The 20048-nt window shown below is 66.9% G+C and carries 14 protein-coding genes; 9 read left to right on the top strand and 5 right to left on the bottom strand.

Annotation, left to right across the window (positions count from 1 at the left end; genetic code table 11):
- Positions 1-41: 41 nt before the first annotated feature.
- Positions 42-2465 (bottom strand): membrane-bound PQQ-dependent dehydrogenase, glucose/quinate/shikimate family, encoded by a 2424-nt coding sequence (locus tag AC1RJW_RS16480; protein WP_493045866.1) that lies wholly within the window; start codon positions 2463-2465, stop codon positions 42-44.
- 332 nt (positions 2466-2797) lie between these two features.
- Between AC1RJW_RS16480 and AC1RJW_RS16475 the strand changes: the two genes are divergently transcribed.
- The 9 genes from AC1RJW_RS16475 to AC1RJW_RS16435 all read left to right on the top strand — a co-directional run bounded on the left by AC1RJW_RS16475 (position 2798) and on the right by AC1RJW_RS16435 (position 15053).
- The gene (locus tag AC1RJW_RS16475) at positions 2798-4477 is read left to right on the top strand and encodes a methyl-accepting chemotaxis protein (protein WP_493045865.1); all 1680 of its coding nucleotides are present in this window, start codon (positions 2798-2800) and stop codon (positions 4475-4477) included.
- A 49-nt stretch (positions 4478-4526) separates the two neighbouring features.
- Positions 4527-5153 carry a hypothetical protein gene (locus AC1RJW_RS16470; RefSeq protein ID WP_493045864.1) on the top strand — a complete coding sequence of 209 codons (627 nt, stop codon included), beginning with the start codon at positions 4527-4529 and terminating at the stop codon, positions 5151-5153.
- Positions 5150-6064, top strand: coding sequence for an HDOD domain-containing protein (locus AC1RJW_RS16465; protein ID WP_493045863.1), 915 nt, complete (start codon positions 5150-5152; stop codon positions 6062-6064). Before AC1RJW_RS16470 ends, AC1RJW_RS16465 begins: the two co-directional genes overlap by 4 nt.
- 74 nt (positions 6065-6138) lie before the next feature.
- Positions 6139-6765 (top strand): response regulator, encoded by a 627-nt coding sequence (locus AC1RJW_RS16460; RefSeq protein WP_493045862.1) that lies wholly within the window; start codon positions 6139-6141, stop codon positions 6763-6765.
- A gap of 45 nt (positions 6766-6810) precedes the next feature.
- Complete coding sequence (locus AC1RJW_RS16455) at positions 6811-7173, top strand: Hpt domain-containing protein (RefSeq protein WP_493045861.1); 363 nt, start codon at positions 6811-6813, stop codon at positions 7171-7173.
- A complete protein-coding gene (locus AC1RJW_RS16450) occupies positions 7170-9419 on the top strand; it encodes a hybrid sensor histidine kinase/response regulator (protein ID WP_493045860.1) in 2250 nt (749 codons plus the stop codon). The genes AC1RJW_RS16455 and AC1RJW_RS16450 overlap by 4 nt, the downstream gene beginning before the upstream one ends.
- 324 nt (positions 9420-9743) lie before the next feature.
- Positions 9744-11408 (top strand): sensor histidine kinase, encoded by a 1665-nt coding sequence (locus tag AC1RJW_RS16445; protein WP_493045859.1) that lies wholly within the window; start codon positions 9744-9746, stop codon positions 11406-11408.
- Positions 11409-11456: 48 nt separating this feature from the next.
- The gene (locus AC1RJW_RS16440; protein ID WP_493045858.1) at positions 11457-14894 is read left to right on the top strand and encodes a response regulator; all 3438 of its coding nucleotides are present in this window, start codon (positions 11457-11459) and stop codon (positions 14892-14894) included.
- A 33-nt stretch (positions 14895-14927) separates the two neighbouring features.
- Positions 14928-15053 carry a hypothetical protein gene (locus AC1RJW_RS16435; protein ID WP_493045857.1) on the top strand — a complete coding sequence of 42 codons (126 nt, stop codon included), beginning with the start codon at positions 14928-14930 and terminating at the stop codon, positions 15051-15053.
- Positions 15054-15060: 7 nt separating this feature from the next.
- Here the strand turns inward: AC1RJW_RS16435 and AC1RJW_RS16430 are convergent, their stop codons facing one another.
- From AC1RJW_RS16430 to moaA, 4 genes are all read right to left on the bottom strand, one after another.
- Complete coding sequence (locus AC1RJW_RS16430; protein WP_493045856.1) at positions 15061-16272, bottom strand: NnrS family protein; 1212 nt, start codon at positions 16270-16272, stop codon at positions 15061-15063.
- A 112-nt stretch (positions 16273-16384) separates the two neighbouring features.
- Positions 16385-17047 (bottom strand): response regulator, encoded by a 663-nt coding sequence (locus AC1RJW_RS16425; RefSeq protein WP_493045855.1) that lies wholly within the window; start codon positions 17045-17047, stop codon positions 16385-16387.
- A 22-nt stretch (positions 17048-17069) separates the two neighbouring features.
- Positions 17070-18971 (bottom strand): type IV pili methyl-accepting chemotaxis transducer N-terminal domain-containing protein, encoded by a 1902-nt coding sequence (locus AC1RJW_RS16420; protein WP_493045854.1) that lies wholly within the window; start codon positions 18969-18971, stop codon positions 17070-17072.
- Between the two features lie 26 nt (positions 18972-18997).
- On the bottom strand, positions 18998-19984 hold the full coding sequence (gene moaA, locus AC1RJW_RS16415) for a GTP 3',8-cyclase MoaA (protein WP_493045853.1): 987 nt from the start codon (positions 19982-19984) through the stop codon (positions 18998-19000).
- Positions 19985-20048: the final 64 nt, after the last annotated feature.

The raw sequence follows: 20048 nt of genomic DNA, 5'->3' as shown, positions 1-20048 counted from the left end.
GGCCAGTCCATGCCGCCGATGCGCTTCACTTACTTATCCTCTTACTTCGCTTTCCCCGCCTCCTTGACGGCCTCATCCGGCAAGGCAAACGCCACCAGGCTGTCGCCCATCTTCGTGCCCAGCGAACCGTGGCCGCCGGCCATGACGACCACGTACTGCTTGCCCGTCTTGTCGGAGACATAACTCATCGGCGTAGCCTGGCCGCCGGCCGGCAGGCGGGCTTTCCAGACGGTTTTGCCGTTGCGCACGTCGTAGCCGCGGATATAGTAGTCGAGCGTGCTGCTGAGGAAGGCCACGCCGCCGCCCGTCGTGCTCATGCCGCCCAGGCTCGGTACGCCCAGCGGCAAGGCGATGGGCACGGGGGCGCTGTCGCGCGTGGTGCCGTTCTTGTGCATCCACACTTTTTTCATGGTGCGCAGGTCGACGGCGGCGATATAGCCCCACGGCGGCGCCTGGCATGGGAAGCCCAGTGGCGACAGGAAGGGCTTGATTTCCACGGCAAACGGCACGCCCGTCTGCGGCTGCAAGCCCATTTCCGTGCCTGTGCCGCCCGGCGCATTGGCTTGCGCGCGCGGCACCAGGCGCTCCAGGAAGCCCATGTAATCGGGATTGACCAGCAGCAACTGACGCACGGGATCGACGGCCGCCCCGCCCCACTCGAAGATGCCCAGCGGGCCAGGCGAAATGATGGCGCCCTTGATCTTGCCTTCGGCCACCGTTTGCGGCGTGAACGGCCCTTCGTAGCGGTGCTGGCGGAAGATGATGCGGCACGCCAGCTGGTCGAACGGCGTCGTGCCCCACATATCCGTTTCACTGATGTGCTTCTCTGGCAGGAACGTGAGCGCCGAGAACGGCTGCGTGGGCGACAGGGTGTCGCCGGCGGCAGGATTGCTCGTCGGCACGGGTTTTTCCGGCGCCGGCACGACCAGGCTGCCGTCGCGGCGGTCGATCACGTAGATGTCGCCCCGTTTCGTCGTGGCGACCACGGAGGGGACCTTGCCTTTTGGCGTGTCGATGTCGACCAGCGAAGGCTGGCCGCCGATATCCATGTCCCAGATATCGTGGTGCACGGTCTGGTAGACCCAGCGTACTTTCCCCGTGGCAAGATCGAGCGCGACGATGGCGCTATTGTATTTCTCGCCATTCGGATTGCGGTTGCCGCCCCACGTGTCGGGCGTTTCATTGCCCATCGGGATGTACACCATGCCCAGCTTTTCATCGACGCTGGAGACGCCCCAGGAATTGGGCGAGTTGTTCGTATAGGTTTTGCCATCGGCGATCGGCGCCGTGTCGTCGGGGTTCGAGGCATCCCAGTTCCACATCAGCTTGCCGGTGACGGGATCGTAGCCGCGGATCACGCCCGACGGCTCTTCCGTGGAAAAATTGTCGGTCACGCTGGCAGCCATCACCACCACGTTTTGCGCCACGGCCGGCGGCGACGTCGGCATCAAGAAGCCCCGCTTCTTCATGCCCATGCCGTGGTACAGGCCGATCACGCCGTTTTCGCCAAAACTTTTACAGGCTGCGCCCGTATCGGCATTGACGGCGATCAAGGTCGCATCCATGGTGGGCGCGAAGATGCGGCGCGGACACTCCATGCCGGCCGCCTCGGGCGCAGGGTCGCCCTTGGCGCGGCCCGCGTTGACGTCCCAATAGGCGACGCCGCGGCAGATCATGTGCTGGTAGCTCGACGCGTCGCGATTGATCTTCGGATCGTGGCGCCAGATCTCCTTGCCCGTGTCCGGATCGAGCGCGATGACGATGTTATGCGGCGTGCACAGGTACAGCATGCCGTTCACTTTCAGCGGCGTGACTTCGTTGGCGATCTCGCCCGGATCGTTCGGCCCCTTGAAGTCGCCCGTGTTGTATACCCACGCCTGTTTCAGCTGCGCGGCGTTGGCCGGCGTGATCTGCGCGGCCGGCGCATAGCGGTCGCCATAGCCGGAGCGGCCGTACGCGGCCCAGTCGTTGGGCGCCACGCCCGGCGCGAAATCGCCTTGCGGCGCGGCCGCCATATTCTCGGCCGGCACTTCGCCGTGCAGGGTGTAGTAATCCTGGAACAGCGAGAACACGCCCACGGCGGCCGTCAGCACCACGGCGGCGGCCAGCGCGCTCCTGCCCGCGTCGCGCGGTTTCGCCCCGGCCGTCAATGGCGGATCAAAGCGGCGGTCGACGAACGGCAGCAGCAGCCAGACGGCGGCGGCGAACCAGATATCGAGGCGCGGCAGCAATTGCCACCAGTCGAACTTCACTTCGATGACGGACCAGACCAGGGTGGCGAACAGCAGCAGGGCCAGGAAAAGCTGGGCGCTGCGCCGCCCCTTCCACACGAGCGCGCCCGCGATGAGCATGCCGATACCGGCCACCACGTAATACCAGGAACCGCCGAGGCTGACGAGCCAGACGCCGCCGCCAACGAGCGCCAGGCCCAGCAAGATGAAGATGACTGCGGTGAATACTAACAAGGGTCCAGGCCGGGCAGAGGCAGTCATGATGCTCCTTTACAAGAGTCAGTCGGCGGCACGCGCCTGCGCACCGTATTTGATGGCAATCAAGGAAATTCCATTTTTTCACTAAATGGCAAAGCGTGGCACACGCCAGCACGCGATATCTGCACAGTGTTGCTTTTCATCACATGCCCCAGCCAGTCTTTCATCAGGCGATCCAAAAAAAACATGGAATAAATCAAATAAATCACAAATTTCTCGAATAAATCAAATTTTTATCGTAAAATGAAAATCATGAACTCCGGCAAACGATTTTCCCGATTTTCAACTTCATTGGAGCGGCGCCCATCATGACCATCGCAAAACGGCTGTACGCCTTGATCCTTTCCGTCGTCCTGGGACTGGCGGCCCTGGCGGGCTTTGGCATCTACCAGATGGACCGCGTATACACGGCGGCCAGCTATGCCACCATCAATACCGTTCCCAGCCTGCTGACCCTGAACCAGGCTGTCGTGCCGTTCGCGCAGATGCGCACGGCCGTCTGGCAGCACATGGCCAGCAAGGATGCCGCCAAGCGCGATGCCCTGGAAGCGGGCATCGCGGAGGCACGCGCGGCGGTCGGCCAGGCGCTCGACAAATATGAAAAGGAAAATATTTCCGATGAGCAAGACAAAGCGCTGCTGGCCACGGACCGCGCCGTGCTGCAGCACTACGACGCCGTGCGCGACAAGGTGCTGGCGCTGTCGAAGGCCGGCGAGATCGATGCGGCACGCGAACTGCTGATGCAGAACCAGCCCATCATCAGGGAACTGGTCGGCGCCCTGGCCGCCCACCACCGCTACAACGAAAACCTGGCCGCCAAGGGTGCCGCCGACGGCGCCGCCGCAGCCGCCAGCGCGCGCTGGATTGCCATCGGCCTGGCGCTGGCCGTGACGGCGCTGGTGGCCGGCATGGGCCTGCTGCTGGCGCGGCGCATCGTCGCCTCGCTGGACGACGCCATCGGCGTGGCCCGCACCATCGCGGGCGGCGACCTCAGCGTGCAAGTAAACGCCACGTCGAACGACGAGGTGGGCCAGCTGATGCAGGCCATGGCGGACATGAGCGCAAGCCTGGTGCGCATCGTGGCCGAAGTACGTTCCGGCACGGACAGCATCGGCACGGCCTCGGCCGAGATCGCAGCCGGCAACCTCGACCTGTCGGCGCGCACGGAGCAGCAGGCCGGCTCGCTGGAAGAAACCGCCTCGGCCATGGAAGAACTGACGGCCACCGTGCGGCAAAACTCGGACAATGCCCGCCAGGCCAAGCAAATGGCCGTCAGCGCCTCGGACAAGGCACAGCGGGGCGGCCAGGTGATGGGCGACGTGATACGCACCATGGAAGCGATCGACAGTTCGTCCAACAAGATCGCCGACATCATCGGCGTCATCGACGGCATCGCCTTCCAGACGAATATCCTGGCCCTGAATGCGGCCGTGGAAGCGGCGCGCGCCGGGGAACAGGGGCGCGGCTTTGCCGTCGTCGCCACCGAAGTGCGCAACCTGGCGCACCGTTCGGCGGCCGCCGCCCGGGAAATCAAGGTACTCATCAGCAACTCCGTGGAACAGGTGGGGCAAGGCGGCAAGCTGGTGCAGCAGGCCGGCGCGGCCATGACGGAAGTCGTCGACACGGTACGCGGCGTGACCGACATCGTCAGCGAAATCTCGGCCGCCAGCGCGGAGCAAAGCACGGGCATCGAGGAAATCAACCGCGCCGTCACGCAGATGGATGAAGTCACGCAGCAGAATGCGGCCCTGGTCGAAGAAGCGGCGGCGGCATCGCAATCGCTGCAGGAGCAAGCGGCCAGGCTGGCTGGCGTGGTAGGCGCCTTCACGCTGGCGCCTGGCCGGGCCGGCGCGGCGCCGCAAGCACACGCCGCCCGGCGGCCAGCACGGCACAAGGCGGCGCTCAAGCTGGTCGCCACGCGTCCCGCAGGCCAGGCCAGAGCCACGGCGCCGGCCGCCGCCGATGCGGGCGACTGGGACGTCTTTTAGGTCCGCCATCACGCAGCATCACTTGCCTAGATAGCATTGGAGCACGGTCATGAATACCCTCTTCGCCATCCACCCCTTCCTTCGCTGCGAAGACCTGTCGCTGATGCGCACGGCGCTGGCGCTGGCCGGCCTGGTGTTGCTGCTGGCCGCCCTGCTCTGGCGCCGTACCCGCGGGAGCCAGGCTGGCTGCACGGCACCGGCCGATCTGCATGCACTGTTGCAGATGCGCAAGGCGGTTCCGCCGGCCAAGGTGGCGGACAGCGCACCGCCGCCAGCGCCCAGGGCGCCGGACGCGCCGCCGTTCGACGCGGCCCGCCTGGACGCCATGTTCGGCTGCGACCGGCGCCTGCAGGGCGAGATCCTGGCCCTGTTCGTGGCCGAGACGCGCGACCGCCTGGCCGGCATCGCCCATGCGCTGCGCTGCGAACGGGCCGCCCCGGCGCGCGTGCTGGCGCAGGAAATCCTCGACGGCAGCCAGTCCATGGGCCTGCTCCCCTTGCAGGCGCTGGCGCGCCAGGCCGTGCATGCGGGCTTTTCCAACGATACGGGCGCGCTGCGCCGCTTGCATGCGGAACTGCTGATGGCGCTCGACGCGCTGTCGCAAGCGGTCACGGCCCTGCAAACGGCGGGCGCGGCGCAGGCCGATGACCGCAGCGGCGTCGGGAGCCGGCCATGAGCGCGCACCTCGACCTGGCGCGCCTGCTCGGCGGCGCCATCCTGCCTTCGCCCGCCTGGCGCAGCCAGTGGCTGACGGCCTTGTGCCAGCAGCAGGTGCCGCTCGATGAGCTGGCGGAACAACTGGGCTGCGATCCTGTCCTGACGGGCAAGGTCATCGGCCTGGCGAATGCGGGCGTGCCGCCGGGCGAGCGCCCGCATGCGGCCGTCAACGCCGCGATGCTGGCGGCCATCGGCTTGCCCGCCCTGCGCCAGGCGTTCGCCGCGCCCGCCCTGCCGGCGCCCACGTGCGCGCACTTCGACGCGCAGCGCTTCTGGTCGCACTCGCTGGCCATGGCGTGCGCCGCCCGCGTGGCCGGCGACGCGCTGCAGCTGGCGCCGGCCAATGAACTGTACAGCTGCGGCTTGCTGGCCAACTGCGGCCAGCTGGCCCTGGCCACCTTGCATCCGCAGGAATATGCAGAACTGCTGGGCCAGTATGGCAATGGCACCCCGGCCCGGCTGCTGTGCGCGGAGTCGCAGCGCTTCGGCCATCACCAACTGGCGCTGTCGGCCATCCTCATGCGGGGCTGGGGCATGCCGGACATCCTGTGCGACGCCGTGCGCTGCCATGCCGCGCCGCCCGGCTTCGGGCGGGCCGGGCGCATGACGGACCTGGCCTGGCTGCTGAAGCTGGCCAGCGGCTTCGCCGACTTGATCCTGCGCAACGGTGCGGGGCCGCGCGGGCCGGCCCTGGCCGCCGCGCGGGTACTGGGCCTGGACGGGGAGTGCATGGAAACGCTGCTACGCCACAGCAACGCCGAGTGGAGCGAATGGCGCGAGATCCTGGAACCGCAGGCCCATCTTGCCCCCTGCCGCACGCGCACGCGAGTCCGGCCCGCCGCGCGCCATGTTTTTAGTGAATTCATCTAATTCGTTGAAATTGATTTTTTGAGCGCGATTGCGTATCATTCCCTTCAACTTCATATGCGACCATAAAGCCCATCATGCACACTGCAGACGTTTGCACTACCCAAAAAGCCGCCGAAATCCTCGGCATCTCGGTGACATCGGTGCAGCAACTGGTCGAGGCAGGCGTGATCGAGGCCTGGAAGACCAAGGGCGGCCACCGGCGCATTCCCCTGGCGGCCGTCGAGGCCTACAAGGGCAATCCCGGCCAGCCGGGCCAGGACCAGCGCGCGGCGCGGGCCAACCGCCCCGCCCCATCGGGCCGCCCGCCCTCCATCCTGGTAATCGAAGACAATCCGATCGAACGCGCGCTGTATGAAAAGCAGATCGGTTCATGGGGCTTGCAGGCCAGCTTGCGCTTTTGCGAGAACGGCTACCAGGCGCTGATGGAAATCGCCCGCGACCAGCCCGACATCCTGCTGGCCGACATCGTCATGGAAGGCATCGACGGCTACGAAGTGATCCGCACCATCCTGGCCGACCCGCTGCTGGCGGACATGCACATCGCCATGCTGTCGAGCCTGACGCCGGAGGAGCTGGAAGAACGGGGCGGCGTGCCGCCCGGCGTCGTCTTCTTTGCCAAGCCCGTCAATTACGACGAACTGCGCGGCTATCTGCGCGCCTGCTGCGCCGGCCATGCGCGGCGCAACAGCCTGGCCGCCTAGCGCGCCGCCTTCGCGCCACAGCTTCCCCCTCGCCACGGAGCCGCCATGCCAGCCTATCGCCACATCGATCCCGCCGTGCTGTTCCAGGCCACCGGCCACGACCTGGAGATGTTCCGCGCCCTGTCGCAGACCTACCTCGACACGTCGCCGGCCATGTTTGCGCGCGTGGAACAGGCCGTGCGCGGCGGTGCGGCGCAAGCCATCGTGCAAAGCTGCCATACCTTGCGCGGCACCGTGGCCCTGCTGGGCGCCGGCGCCCTGGTGGCGCGCCTGGCGGCACTCGAACAGCTGGTGCGCCACCAGGGCGTGGCGGCACCGGACTGGCTGGCCGAAACGGCGGCGCTGCTCGGCGCAGTGGAGCAGGAGGTACGCCGCAGCATGCTTGAATACACGGGCGCGCAGGCATGAACACGCGCCAGGCCGCCCTGCGCCTGGTGCACCGTTACCGGCCGCGCACCACGGCGGCCGTCGTGGGCCTGGTGCTGGTGGGCCTGCTGGCGCTGCGCATCGCCGTCTCCGGCGTGCTGCTGTACCGCGAAGCCGTCGATGACTGGAACCAGGACCTGTCGAACCTGTCGCTGCTGCTGGCGGAAAACACGGCGCAGAGCATGACGGCGGCCCGTTTGGTGCTCGACAGCGTCAGCAACGAGATCGAGGCCGCCGCCCCCGCGGACGCGCAAGCGCTGGCCGCCGCCGTCGGCACCCCGGCCATGTACCAGACGCTGCGGCACAAGATCGGCGGCGTGCCGCAAGTGGACGTGGTGTCCATCGTCGGCAGCGATGCCGGCGTGCTGGCCTTCAGCCGCGCCTTTCCCGCACCGTCCATCCGCCTCGGCGAGCGCGACTACTTCGAGTATCACCGGCGCCACCCGGACGGCGGCATGCATGTCAGCGCACCCGTGCAAAACAAGGGCAACGGCGCCTGGACCTTCTATATCAGCCGGCGCATCAGCGCGCCGGACGGCCGCTTCCTGGGCGTGGTGCTGGTCGGCCTGTCGTGCGACTTCTTCAGCAAATTCTTCCAGAGCACCAGTATCGGCGAACACACGGCCTTTTCCCTGTACCGCAGCGACTACACGCTGCTGGCCCGCTGGCCGGCCGTACCCGCCATGATGGGCAAGCGCAACCTGACGGGCAGCACCTACCGCCTGCTGGAACAGGGCAAGGCCGATGGCGTGCTGCAGGTGGACGCGCCGCGCGCGGCCGACCAGGGGCGCACGGTCGACCGCCTGGCCGGCATACGCCTGGTGCGCGACTATCCGCTGGCCATCAACGTGACCGTGACGGACGAGGTCTACCTGGCGGGCTGGCGGCGCATGCTGCGCACCATGGGCGGGGCGGCCGTGATCAGCCTGCTCGTGCTGGCCGGGGCCATCGCGCTGATCATGGCCCTGCTGCGGCGACAGGAACGCGACGCGGCCATGGCGCTGGCGCTGCAAACGCGCGCGGAAACGGCGAATGCCGCCAAGTCGCGCTTCCTGGCCGTCATGAGCCACGAAATCCGCACGCCGATGGCCGGCATCGCCGGCATGGCCGAACTGCTGCAGGACACCGCGCTCGATGCGTCGCAGCGGCAGCATGCGCAGCGCATCGGCGATGGCGTGCAGCAGCTGATGCGCATCCTGAACGATATCCTCGACCTGTCCAAGGTCGAGGCAGGCCAGATGGGCATCGAACTGCGCGACTTCGACCCGCGCCAGCTGCTCGATGACGTACTGGCGCTGCACCGCCCGCAAGCCGACGCCAGGCAGCTGCGCCTGGTCAGCGAAATCGGCAACAGCGTGCCGCCGCTGATTTGCTCGGACCGCACGCGCCTCGCGCAAATCCTCGGCAACCTGCTCAGCAATGCCATCAAGTTTACCCCCTCCGGCACGGTGAGCGTGCGCCTGCATCTGGAACCGGCCACGCCGGACGGCGCCAGCGCCTGCCTCGTCGCCATGGTCAACGACCAGGGCATCGGCATGACGGCGCAGCAGCTGAACCGCATCTTCGAACCGTTTTGCCAGGCCGACGACAGCATCAGCGGCGCCTACGGCGGCACGGGGCTGGGCCTGGCCATCTGCAAGCACCTGGTGCTGCTGCTGGGCGGCGAGATTTTCTGCAGCAGCGCGCCCGGCGCCGGCTCCCGCTTCACCGTGCGCCTGCCCTGCCTGGCGGCCCAGGCGCCGGCGCCGCGGCCGGAGCCCGAGCTGGTGCCGCCATCGGAACCGGCCGCCCCGCCCGCAACGGCATCGGAAGGCGGCGCGCGCATCCTGCTCGTCGAGGACACGGCGCTGAACCGCCAGCTGGTATGCCTGCAGCTGGGCGCGCGCGGCTACCGCATCGACACGGCGGAGAACGGCGCGCTGGGCCTGCAGGCGCTGGCCGAACAGCAGTACGACCTGGTCCTGATGGATTGCATGATGCCCGTCATGGACGGCTACCAGGCCTGCCAGGCCCTGCGCGCCCGCGAGGCGGCCAGCGGCGCGCCGCGCCTGCCCGTCATCGCCCTCACGGCCGGCGTCACCGAAGACGACCGGCAGCGCTGCATGGCGGCCGGCATGGACGATTATCTGTCCAAGCCGTTTACGGCCGCCCAGCTGCGCGAAATGGTCGACCGCTGGCTGACGCGCCAGGCGGCGATACGCGAAGTAACCCCCAATAAATTATTGTAATTTCTGACTTCCATAACCGGCGCTGTGCTGTGTTGCCCGCAGCTAGCAGTGCTCGCACTGCGTCACTGCAGGCGCCTTGCACAGCATCCGATTCTGTTCGTCATAAATTCACAATAATTTCCCGAGGATTACTTAGCCGCCCGGGCCGCGCACAATACAACACTTTCTCCGTAAAAATCATTTTATTCGATAAAATCAATTATATTCGATATAATTGATAAATCGACGCGCCAGTCACGCCGGGCACCCGCGCAAAACGACACCACTGGCACCACTGGCAGACCTTGCGGAGGCGGCATGCGGCAGCACAGACACAGGAAGGGCATGGCCTGGGAGCGTTGGGAGCGTTGGGATACGCGCACCCTGCTGTCGCTCTTCATGGCCATCCTGCTGGCGGGGCTGTGGGGCCTCACCATGCTGCAACTGCGGCACGCCCATGACGCCGCCATCGACGGCGCCGGGCGCGATGCGCGCAGCATGGCGCGCGTCTTCGACGAGCATGCGATCCGCACGATCGAAGCGGCAGACCAGGCGGCCACGTATTTGCGCAGCCGCTACCAGGCGCTGGGCAGCCGCCTCGACATCGTGGCGGACCTGCAGCAAGGCCTCAATCCCGGCCCCCTGTACAACCTGTTTACCATCGTCGACGAACGGGGCGACATGGTGCTGTCGAGCCGCCCCTTCCAGCCCACGAACCTGGCCGACCGCGAGCACGTCCGCGTACACATGCAGCGCGACAGCGGCGAACTGTATATCAGCAAGCCGGTACTGGGCCGCGTATCGAAAAAATGGTCGATCCAGATGACGCGCCGCATCAACCATGCCGATGGCCGCTACAAGGGCGTGGTGGTGGTCTCGATGGACCCGTATTACTTTACCCGCCTGTACGACGAAGTCGACCTGGGCGACAACAGCTCCACCGAGCTCGTCGGCAGCGACGGCGTGGTACGCGCGCGCCGGGTCGGCACCGTCAACACCATCGGCCAGGATATCGGCGGCAGCAAGGTATTTTCTTTAATGCAAGGTAAAACGCGGGGCAGCTTCAGCGAACGCAGTCCCGTCGATGGCGCCCTGCGCTTTTATGCGTTCGAAAAACTGGCCGGCTACCCGCTCTACATGCTGGTCGGGCTGGACCGCGACACGGTATTGGCCGACTACGTCTCGCGCCGCGACCAGGCGTTGCTGATGGCGGCCATCACGAGCGCGCTGATCGTGCTGTCGTGGGCCGCGCTGGTGCTGCTGATCGGCCGCCTGGTCGACAGCCGCGCCAGGGCCATCGCCGCCAGCGAGGCCAAGTCGCGCTTCCTGTCGAACATGTCGCATGAACTGCGCACGCCCCTCAATGGCATCCTCGGTTTTTCCGAGCTGCTGCAGGAGCAGCTGCGCGAGCCGGAACAGGCCGCCTATGCGCAAACCATACACGCCAGCGGCCGCCAGCTGCTGGCCATGGTCGAGGCGGCGATGGAATTGAGCGCGCTCGAGCACGACCAGATACGCCTGGAATCCGCCGCCGCGCCATTGGACCAGCTGCTGGAACTGGCGCTGGCGCCGCACCGGCCGCGCGCGGCGCACAAGGGCTTGCAGCTGGCCGCGCAAGTGGCGCCCGCCACGCCGCCCAGCATCGATTGCGACCGGGTGCGCCTGGTGCGCGTGCTCGATATCCTGCTCGACAACGCCATCCGCTACACGGCCGCGGGGCGCGTCGACGTGCACGTCACGCACAGCGGCGCGGACCTGCAGATCGAGGTGCGCGATACGGGCATCGGCATCGCGCCGGCGCAGCAGGGCCTCATCTTCGACAAGTTCTCGCAGGCGGACGATTCGCCGAGCCGCGCCCATGACGGCGCCGGCATGGGCCTGGCCATCGCGCGCCAGCTCGTCACCTTGATGGGCGGCAGCATCGGCGTGGCATCCGCGCCGGGCCAGGGCGCCGTCTTCCGCCTGCAGCTGCCTCTTGACGCCAAATTGACCACACTATCACATGCATAGTTGTGCGCAAAAGTTGTTCTCCATCCCTATCGGGTATAGCATCGCCACATGAGCTATCACACAGATGCGGCGGCGCTGCGCAGACAATGGATCGAATGGCTGTTCCTGCTCCTCGGGCTGCTGATCGTGGCTGCCGCCCTCGCCTACGCGCATCTGGCCGAGGCGACGCGCCATGACGCGGCCGAACGCGAGCGCCTGAGCGTGCTGACGGCGCTGCTGGCAAAAAACATCGAAGTCGACCTGGAAGCGACCAACCTGGTGCTGGGCGGCGTGATCCGCGACTATCTTGCCGCCGGTACGGCACCCGATGCCGGGCAAGCGCTGCCGCGGCGCCTGGCCGCGCTGGTCGACGCCATGCCGGGCGTGCGCACCATGCTGGTCATCGATGCGCAAGGCAAGCCGGTCGCCACCAGCATCCCGGAACTGGCGGACCAGGATTTTTCGCGCCGCGGCTACTTCCAGACGGCGCGCGACGCCCCCGATGCGCGCATGCTGTACATCTCGGCACCTTTCCATTCCTTCAAGGGCGACCTGGTCATCACGGCGTCGCGCATGGTGAAGGACAAACAAGGCCGCTTTGCCGGCGTGGTGGCGGCCACCTTCGCCCCCGAATACTTCACGGCCAAGTTCCGCACCGCCATGTACGCCCCCGACGTCTGGGCGGTGGTGCTGCATGGCGACGGCCGGCAATTCCTCAACTATCCCGCCAGGAATGCCAATGGCGCCAATATGGACGTCCCCGGCGGCTTCCTGCGGCGCTTTCGCGACAGCGGCTATCAGGCGGGCGTCCTGAGCGGCGTCGACATTGCCGGCGCCCCCGCCGCCCCCCGCGTCATGGCCATGGCAACCATCGCCCCGCCGGCCCTGCACATGGACCGCGCCCTCTTCATCGGTTTGAGCCGCGAAGAAGCGGCCATCGCCGCCCCGCTGCGGCGCCAGGCACTCGGCTACATATTCTCCTTTGCCGTGCTGGCGCTGGCGGCAGCCAGCCTGCTGTTCTGGAGCCAGCGGCGGCGGCGCCAGCAAGCCGCCTGGCATGCGGAACAGGAAAGGGAGCGCCAGGCCATGCAAGCCGTGTCCGACAGCGAAACGCGCTTTCGCACCCTGATCGAAGATGCCCCTGTGGCCATCGCCATCCTGCGCCACGGCCGCTTCATCTACTCGAATCCCCGCTACCGCAGGCTGCACGGCTACACGGCGGAAGACAATCTGAACGGCCTGCCCTGGTCCGCCATGATTTCCGCGCAATCGCAGGCGGCGCTGGCCGCCAATGAGGCACTGATCGAGGCAGATTCGCCCAGCGAACAGGTGTTCGAGGCCGTCGGCCTGGGCAAGCAGGGCCTGCCGGTGCCCATGTTCAAGACCACCACGCGCGTGATGCTCAAGGATGGACCGGCGACCCTGATCTTTGCCCAGGATATTTCCGCGCAAAAGCAGGCCGAAGATGCCATGCTGCTGGCACGCGACGCGGCCGAATCGGCCAACCGCAGCAAGGCGGAATTCCTCGCCAACATGAGCCATGAAATCCGCTCGCCGCTCAACGCCATCCTCGGCATGGCCTGGCTGCTGGAACGTGATGGCCTCGAGGGCGAAGCGCTGCTGATGGCGCGCAAGATCCGCGCCGCCGGCCAGTCCCTGCTGGGCATCATCAACGACGTGCTCGACGTGTCGAAAATCGAGGCGGGCCACATGACCATCGAACGGGCGCCGTTCCGCCTGGCCGACGTGATCGAAAAAATCGCCGCCAGCATGGGCGTTGCCGCGCATGACAAGCCGATCGAAGTGCGCATCGGGCCGCTGCCCGATGGCGTCGACCAGGTGATGGGCGACGCGCTGCGGCTGGAACAGGTGCTGGTCAACCTGACCAGCAATGCCATCAAGTTCACCGCGCAAGGCACGGTCGAGCTGACGAGCGCGCTGGAAAGCCGCGACGGCGACGCCGCGGTGCTGTGCTTTTGCGTGCGCGACACGGGCATCGGCATCGCGCCCGAGGTGCAGGAGGCGATCTTTTCCGCCTTCGCCCAGGCCGACAGTTCCACCACGCGCCGCTTCGGCGGCACGGGCCTGGGCCTGACCATCTGCCGCCAGCTGGTGCGCCTGATGGGCGGCTCGCTGCGCCTGACAAGCGGCTTGGGCCAGGGCAGCGCGTTCAGTTTCACGCTGCCGCTGCAGCTGCTGCCCGCCAGTGCCCTGTCCTCGCCCGACATGCAAGGCTTGCGCGTCTTGCTGGCCGATGGCAAGGCCGACACGCGCGCCGCCGTGGCCGCCGTGGCGCAGGGCCTGGGCTGGAGCGTGCATGCCGTGTCCGGCGGCCAGGCGGCACTCGAGCATGCGCTCGCCTGCGCCGAGGACGCGCGACCCGGCGTCATCCTGCTGGCCGCGCGCATGCCGGACCTGGACGGGGAAGCCACGGCGCGCGCGCTGCGCGAGCACCTGCCGCCGCAGGACTGCCCCATCGTCATCCTGGCCGCCAGCGGCGCGCCGGCGACGGCGCCCGCGCGCCGCCATACGGACCCCGCCAATCCGGCCGATGCCATCCTCAACGAACCGGTGACGGCCTCCAGCCTGTACAACGCGACGATGGAAGCGCGCCAGCGGCGCGCCGAAGCAGCCGGTCTGGACGCCAGCCACGCGGCGCTGGGCGAACGCGTGCTGGCCGGCGTGCGCGTGCTGGTGGTCGATGACAGCGAGATCAACCGCGACGTGGTCAACCATATCCTGTGCGACCAGGGCGCCCTGCCATCGTTCGCCTGCGATGGCCAGCAGGCGCTGGACTGGCTGCTGGCCCATCCCGCCGACGTCGACATCGTGCTGATGGATGTGCAGATGCCCGTCATGGATGGCTTGCAGGCGACGCGCGCGCTGCGCCAGCTGCCGCAGTTCCAGGACTTGCCCGTGGTGGCGCTGACGGCCGGGGCGTTCCAGACCCAGCGCGCGGCGGCGCTGGAAGCGGGCGTGAACCACTTCATCAGCAAGCCGTTCGACGTGCCGCAGACCATCGCCCTGATCGCCCGTGCGCACCGGCGCCATGCGCAAGGGCTGCCGGCCCTGCCGCCAGTCATGGCCGAGCCGGCGATGCCCGTGCGGACGGACGGCGCGGCATCCGTGATCGACCTGGCGCAAGGGATGGCGCAGTGGCTCGACGAAGCGCCCTACCGCCAGCACCTGTCGCACTTTGGCAACACTTACCGCAACACGGTGGGCGCCATGCGCGCGCTGCTGGCGGCCGATGCACGCGGCGACGCCGCCGCGCTGGCGCACAAGCTGGCCGGCGTGGCGGGCAGCCTGGCCCTGCCCGCCACCCTGCAAGCCGCCCAGCAGGCCGAACAGCTGCTGCACGGGGGCGACGATGCGTCGGCCGCGCTCGATGCACTGGAACAGGCGCTGGCGCACGCCATCGATGCCGTCGGCGCATTCACGGCACAGACGCCGGCGCCGGGCCAGGCTGCCATGCCAGAAACGCAACATGGCAGCGCATGCCAATGATAGACTTGCCAATATGAAAATTTAGGAGACGCCATGATCTGGTGCAGGGATTTGCTGTTGAGAGCCGTCATGCTGGGCATGCTGCTATTCGTCGTGGGCGAATCGCTGTCCTACTGGGTGCCGGAAATCAAGAAACTGCTGGCCTGGCGCCCCTCCTGACGCCAGGCTAGCCTTCGCGCCCATCCACCCTGGCACGCCACAGATAAGGCGCATACACGCACGCATACAGGCCAAACCCCAGTGACCAGCACGCACCGGCGGCCAGCAGCAGCGGCATGGCCAGCGCGGCGGGACCGGCGGCGGCGAGCAGGCGCGCCAGCGCGCCCAGCTGGATCAGCCAGTACATCGCCGCTTCCGCCCTGCCGCCCTTCAGGGGCCGCCCCGTGTGGCCCAGCGTGGTGCGCGTCATCATGCCGATGATCAGGCCCGCCATCGAGCCCACCGTCAGCGCGTGCAAGGCGGCGCTGGCCGGCAGCAGACCCAGGCTGGCGGCCGCCAGCAGTGCGAAGCCGATGCCGATCCACGCATACGACAGGTGCAAAATCCACAGCAGCGGCACGCGCAAGGTACGTTGCGGCTGCCAGACCAGCAGGTTGGCCAGAGAGACGCCGGCAGCGCACAAGGCCAGCGGCGCCGTCAGCCAGGCTGGCGCGCCTGCCAGCCACGCGATCGCGGCGGCCGCCATGCAGGCCACGGCAATCAAGGCCCGCTGCGGACTGGCCACCGGCGTGCTGCCAGGTGCGCCATTGCGGGTAAACATGGGAATGACGCGCGCACCGATCACCGATTCGATCAGCACGATGATGAAGATGGCCGCCTGCACGGGCACGAACAGCGACAGCGGCAGCCAGCCAAGCACAGCCGCATGGAACAGGCCATTGGCCAGCGCAAGCAGGACCAGCAGACCGACGAGGAACAGGTTGCGCGTATTGCCAGAGCGGCGCAGCACCTGGTACAGGGGCCAGGCGGCCAGCGGCAGGAACAGCCAGTCCACCAGCGCCGCCACCAGCCCGGGGCCGCACAGCATGGCCACGCGCCCGGCCAGCCACAGCGCCACCAGCGCCATCAGCTGGACACCATGCGGCGTGGGCAAGCCCGTCCAGTTGCGTCCCGCCGTGTACAGGAAGCCCACGACGACGGCCACGGCAAAGCCGAACACCATCTCGTGCATGTGCCAGCCCAGTCCCACCTGCAGACCGCCCGTCAGCCAGCCCGCATAACTGGCCAGCCACAGTGGTATGCCAATGGCCGCAAACACGGCCGCCAGCAGGTAAAACGGGCGGAAACCCAGTTGCCAGACGGCGTGGCCGCTCTGCCAGGGCGCCGCGCCGGAGGCGGCGGGAGAGGAAGAAGGTTCGCTGATCGGTGTGATGGCCATGATGGAGTCGCCCATAAAGATATATTCAATATACTACTTTAAAAGCACAAAAACAGCCATCGGCAAAAGGATTAGCCGGCTAGCCCGCAATGACTAGCCGGCAGCGCAGGCCTTACTTGCCCTGGCGGTGCTCGACCGCGTACACGGCCGCCTGCACGCGGCTCGTGAGGTTGAGTTTTTTCAGCACGTTCTGCACGTGGATCTTGACCGTGCTTTCGGCCAGGTCCAGGGTGCGGGCGATGCCCTTGTTGCTCTCGCCGCGCGACAGGCAGTCGATGATTTCCTTCTCGCGCGGCGTGAGCTTGTCCAGCTCCGACACGGGCTCCTCGCGCCGCGTGCCCGCCTGCAGCTGCGCCACCAGTTTGCCCGTCATCGCTTCGGCGATGACGACTTCGCCGGCCGCCGCGCGGCGGATGGCGCGCACCAGGTAGTCGGCGTCGATATTCTTGATCAGATAGCCGCAGGCGCCCGCGCGCAGGGCCGTGGCCAGGTCTTCGGCGTCTTCCGACACGGTCAGCATGACGATGGCCGTGTCGGGACAGTCGTGCTGCATCAGCTGCAGCACTTCCACGCCGGACATGCCGGCCATGTTCAGGTCCAGCAGCACCACGTCGGGCTGCAGCTGGATGGCGCGCTTGATGCCTTCCACGCCGTCGGCCGCCTCGCCCACGACGGAAAATTCCGTATGCCGCTGCAGCAGCGAGCGTATGCCGCTGCGGAACAGCGCGTGGTCGTCCACCAGCATGACGGTGATCGGTTTATCGGGAGTCTCCATTTTTTTACTTTCAGGTAGTTGCTTAGGCGGCGCGGCGCTGCTCGCGCGACAGGTGCAGTTCGACGGTCGTGCCGCCGCCGGGACAGGCATGCACGTCGAACGTGGCCTCGATGCGCTGCGCGCGCTCGCGCATGATATGGATGCCGACATGGCTGTCGCCCTTTTCCAGCACGGCGGCAGCGTCGAAGCCGACGCCGTTGTCGCTGATCGTCAAGGTAAAGTCCTGGTGGTCGGCGAGGCGCACCTCGACGTGGCTGGCCTGGGCATGCTTGCGGATGTTCGACAGCGCTTCCTGCACGATGAATAATAACTGCAATTGCTGCTCGCGGGGGAATGGCGCGCCGTCGACGTCGGCCAGCAGCTCGGCGTCGATGCCCGTCTGGCGGCGGAATTTGTCGAGCGCCGCGCGCAGGGAGCCGATCAGGTCATCTTCCATCAAACGGCTGCGGAAGTTGGCCAGCAGCTCGCGCACGTCCTCGTAGCTTTCCTTCACGCCCGCGTGCAGGGCCGGCACGATGCCCGCCACCTCGTCGAAACGGGCGTTGCGCACGGAGTCGTCGAGCATCTGCACCTGCAGGTTGAGGAAATTGAGGCTTTGCGCAATGCTGTCGTGCAGGCCCTGCGCCACCAGGTTGCGCTCTTCGGAAATGGCCATCTCGCGCTCGCGCGCGGCCAGGCGCAGGTTTTCCAGCGCGATGCCCAGCAGCTGGCCCAGGGTTTCCAGCAAGGCCAGTTCGCGCGCGGAAAACACGCGCGCATGGCGGAAATGCAGGTTGAAAAAGCCCAGGTGCTGTTCGTGCGCATGGATGTGGAAGACGGAGACGGTGGCAAAGCCCTCGCGGTGGCAGCGCAGTTCATGCGCCTTGTCGATGCGGCGCATGTCGTGCACCTTCGCCACCTTCATCTCGACGGCCGTGCCGCACAGGCAGTCGCCCACTTTCAGGCAATGCTCGGACGCCACCAGTTCTTCGGACAGGCCCGTATGTACCACCATGTGCAGGTTGCCCCGCTCGGCGTCGAGCACGCGCACGGTGGAACCGTCGGCCTCGAAATAGTCGACGATGCGCTGCATGAAGCCTCCGCAGATGTCTTCCAGGGGCTGCGGGCGCTGCAAAAATGCCGCGCTTTCGTACAGCAGCGCCAGTTCGCGGTTGCGGTATTCGAGGGTAGCCGTCTTGCTGCGCACGCCCTCTTCCAGGTTGCCGTACAGCGCCTGCAGGCGGTCGGCCATCTGGTTGAAGCCGCTGGCCAGCTGGCCGAATTCGTCATTGCTTTCGACGGCCAGGCGCACGCTGAAATCGCGCTCCTTCATGCGCTGCATGCCCAGGCGCAGCCGCGTCACCGGCTCGATGATGAGCATGAACATCAGGTAAATCATGCTGACCGTGCCGATGACGGCCATGCCGACGAGGATCAGCTGCGAGGCGCGCAGCCAGAAGGTGCGCTGTTCGCTATCGTGCTCGATCAGGCGCACCAGCTGGTCGACCTGTCCCACGAAGGTATCGGCGTCATGCTCGAACTGGCGCGCGCGCGCGGCGGAATCGGCGGCCAGCGCGGACGGACGCAAGGCGCCGCGCCAGGCGGTGCCGATGCGCTCGAATTCGGATTTGATGGCCGTGCTGGGGGGCAGGAACAGGGGGCGCTGCGGGTCGCCGTGGCCGATCTTGGCCAGGGTTTCGTCGATCAGCAGCACCTGCTGGCGCGCCTGCTCGCGGGCGTCGCTGGCAAGCAGCAGGGTCAGGCGGTAAGTCTGCATGCGCAGCCGGCCCGTCTCGTTGATGGCGGCCGAACTGCCTTCGAGCTGCCACGACAAAAACAGGGTGCAGCCGATGGCGCTCAAGGCCAGCACCAGCATGAGCAGCAGCGCGCCGACGATCTTGGTCGACAACTTCTGCCAGGAAGAAAACATCGCTTTAAATTTCATACACCCTTTACTTGGCACCGCCCCGCTCAGCCACCGGTTTGGGCCATAAAACGGATAATCTTGTCCGGCTGCGTATTGAAATCATGCTGCTGCGGCTTGAGTTCGATGGCGGCGCGGATCGCCGCCTCGATCTGCGCATCCGTGGCCCCGCCGCGCAGCATGGGACCAAACGCGAATTGTTCTTCCTGTCCCAGGCACAGATACAGCGTACCATCGACCGACAGGCGCACTCTGTTGCAGGTGGCGCAAAAATGCTGCGACATGGGCGTAATGAAACCGATACTCGAGCGCCCATCTTGTGTCGCCAGATAGCGCGCCGGCCCGCCACCCAGTTCCATCGCCTGCGGCACCAGACCGAAGCGGGCCGCCAGGCGTTCGCGCACGGGGCCCAGCGGCATGTAGCTGGCATTGCGGCCCGTGCTGCCCATCGGCATGGCTTCGATCAGGCGCAGGATGAACTGCTGCTCGATGCAGAAGGCCGCCATGGCCTCGATCTGGCCGTCGTTGATGCCGCGCATGGCCACCATATTGATCTTGATCGGGTCGAAACCGGCCGCCTTGCCCGCCATCAGGCCATCCAAAATGGGCTGCAGGCTGTCGCGCCCCGTGATCTGCTGCATGCAGGCGCGGTCGAGCGAATCGAGGCTGACGTTGATGCGGTCCACGCCCGCCGCGCGCAAGGCCACGGCATGCTTGCCCAGTTGGGTGGCGTTGGTCGACAGCGACAGGTCGTCCAGACCGGGCAGCGCGGACAGCCTTTGCGCCAGCTGCGGCAGATTGCGCCGCAACAGGGGCTCGCCGCCCGTCAGCCGCACGCGACGCGTGCCGAGGCGCACGAAAATACCCAGCAGGCGCTCGATCTCGTCGAACGTCAGCCAGTCCTTCGGTTCCTCGAAGCCGCGAAAGCCCTTGGGCATGCAATAACCGCAGCGCAAGTCGCAGCGGTCGGTGACGGACAGCCGCACATAATCGATCGAACGGCCAAAACGGTCCTGCAACTTGACGCTACCCATGACGCGACTCCTGTTTCTGCTTCCATTGTACGGGCCGGGGCACGATCTGGCTGTGCCCCAGAAG

The sequence above is a fragment of the Janthinobacterium sp. GW822-FHT07A03 genome, from assembly GCF_058798815.1.
The sequence above is the reverse complement of the archived record's forward strand: the minus strand, read 5'-3'. Positions and strand labels throughout refer to the sequence as shown.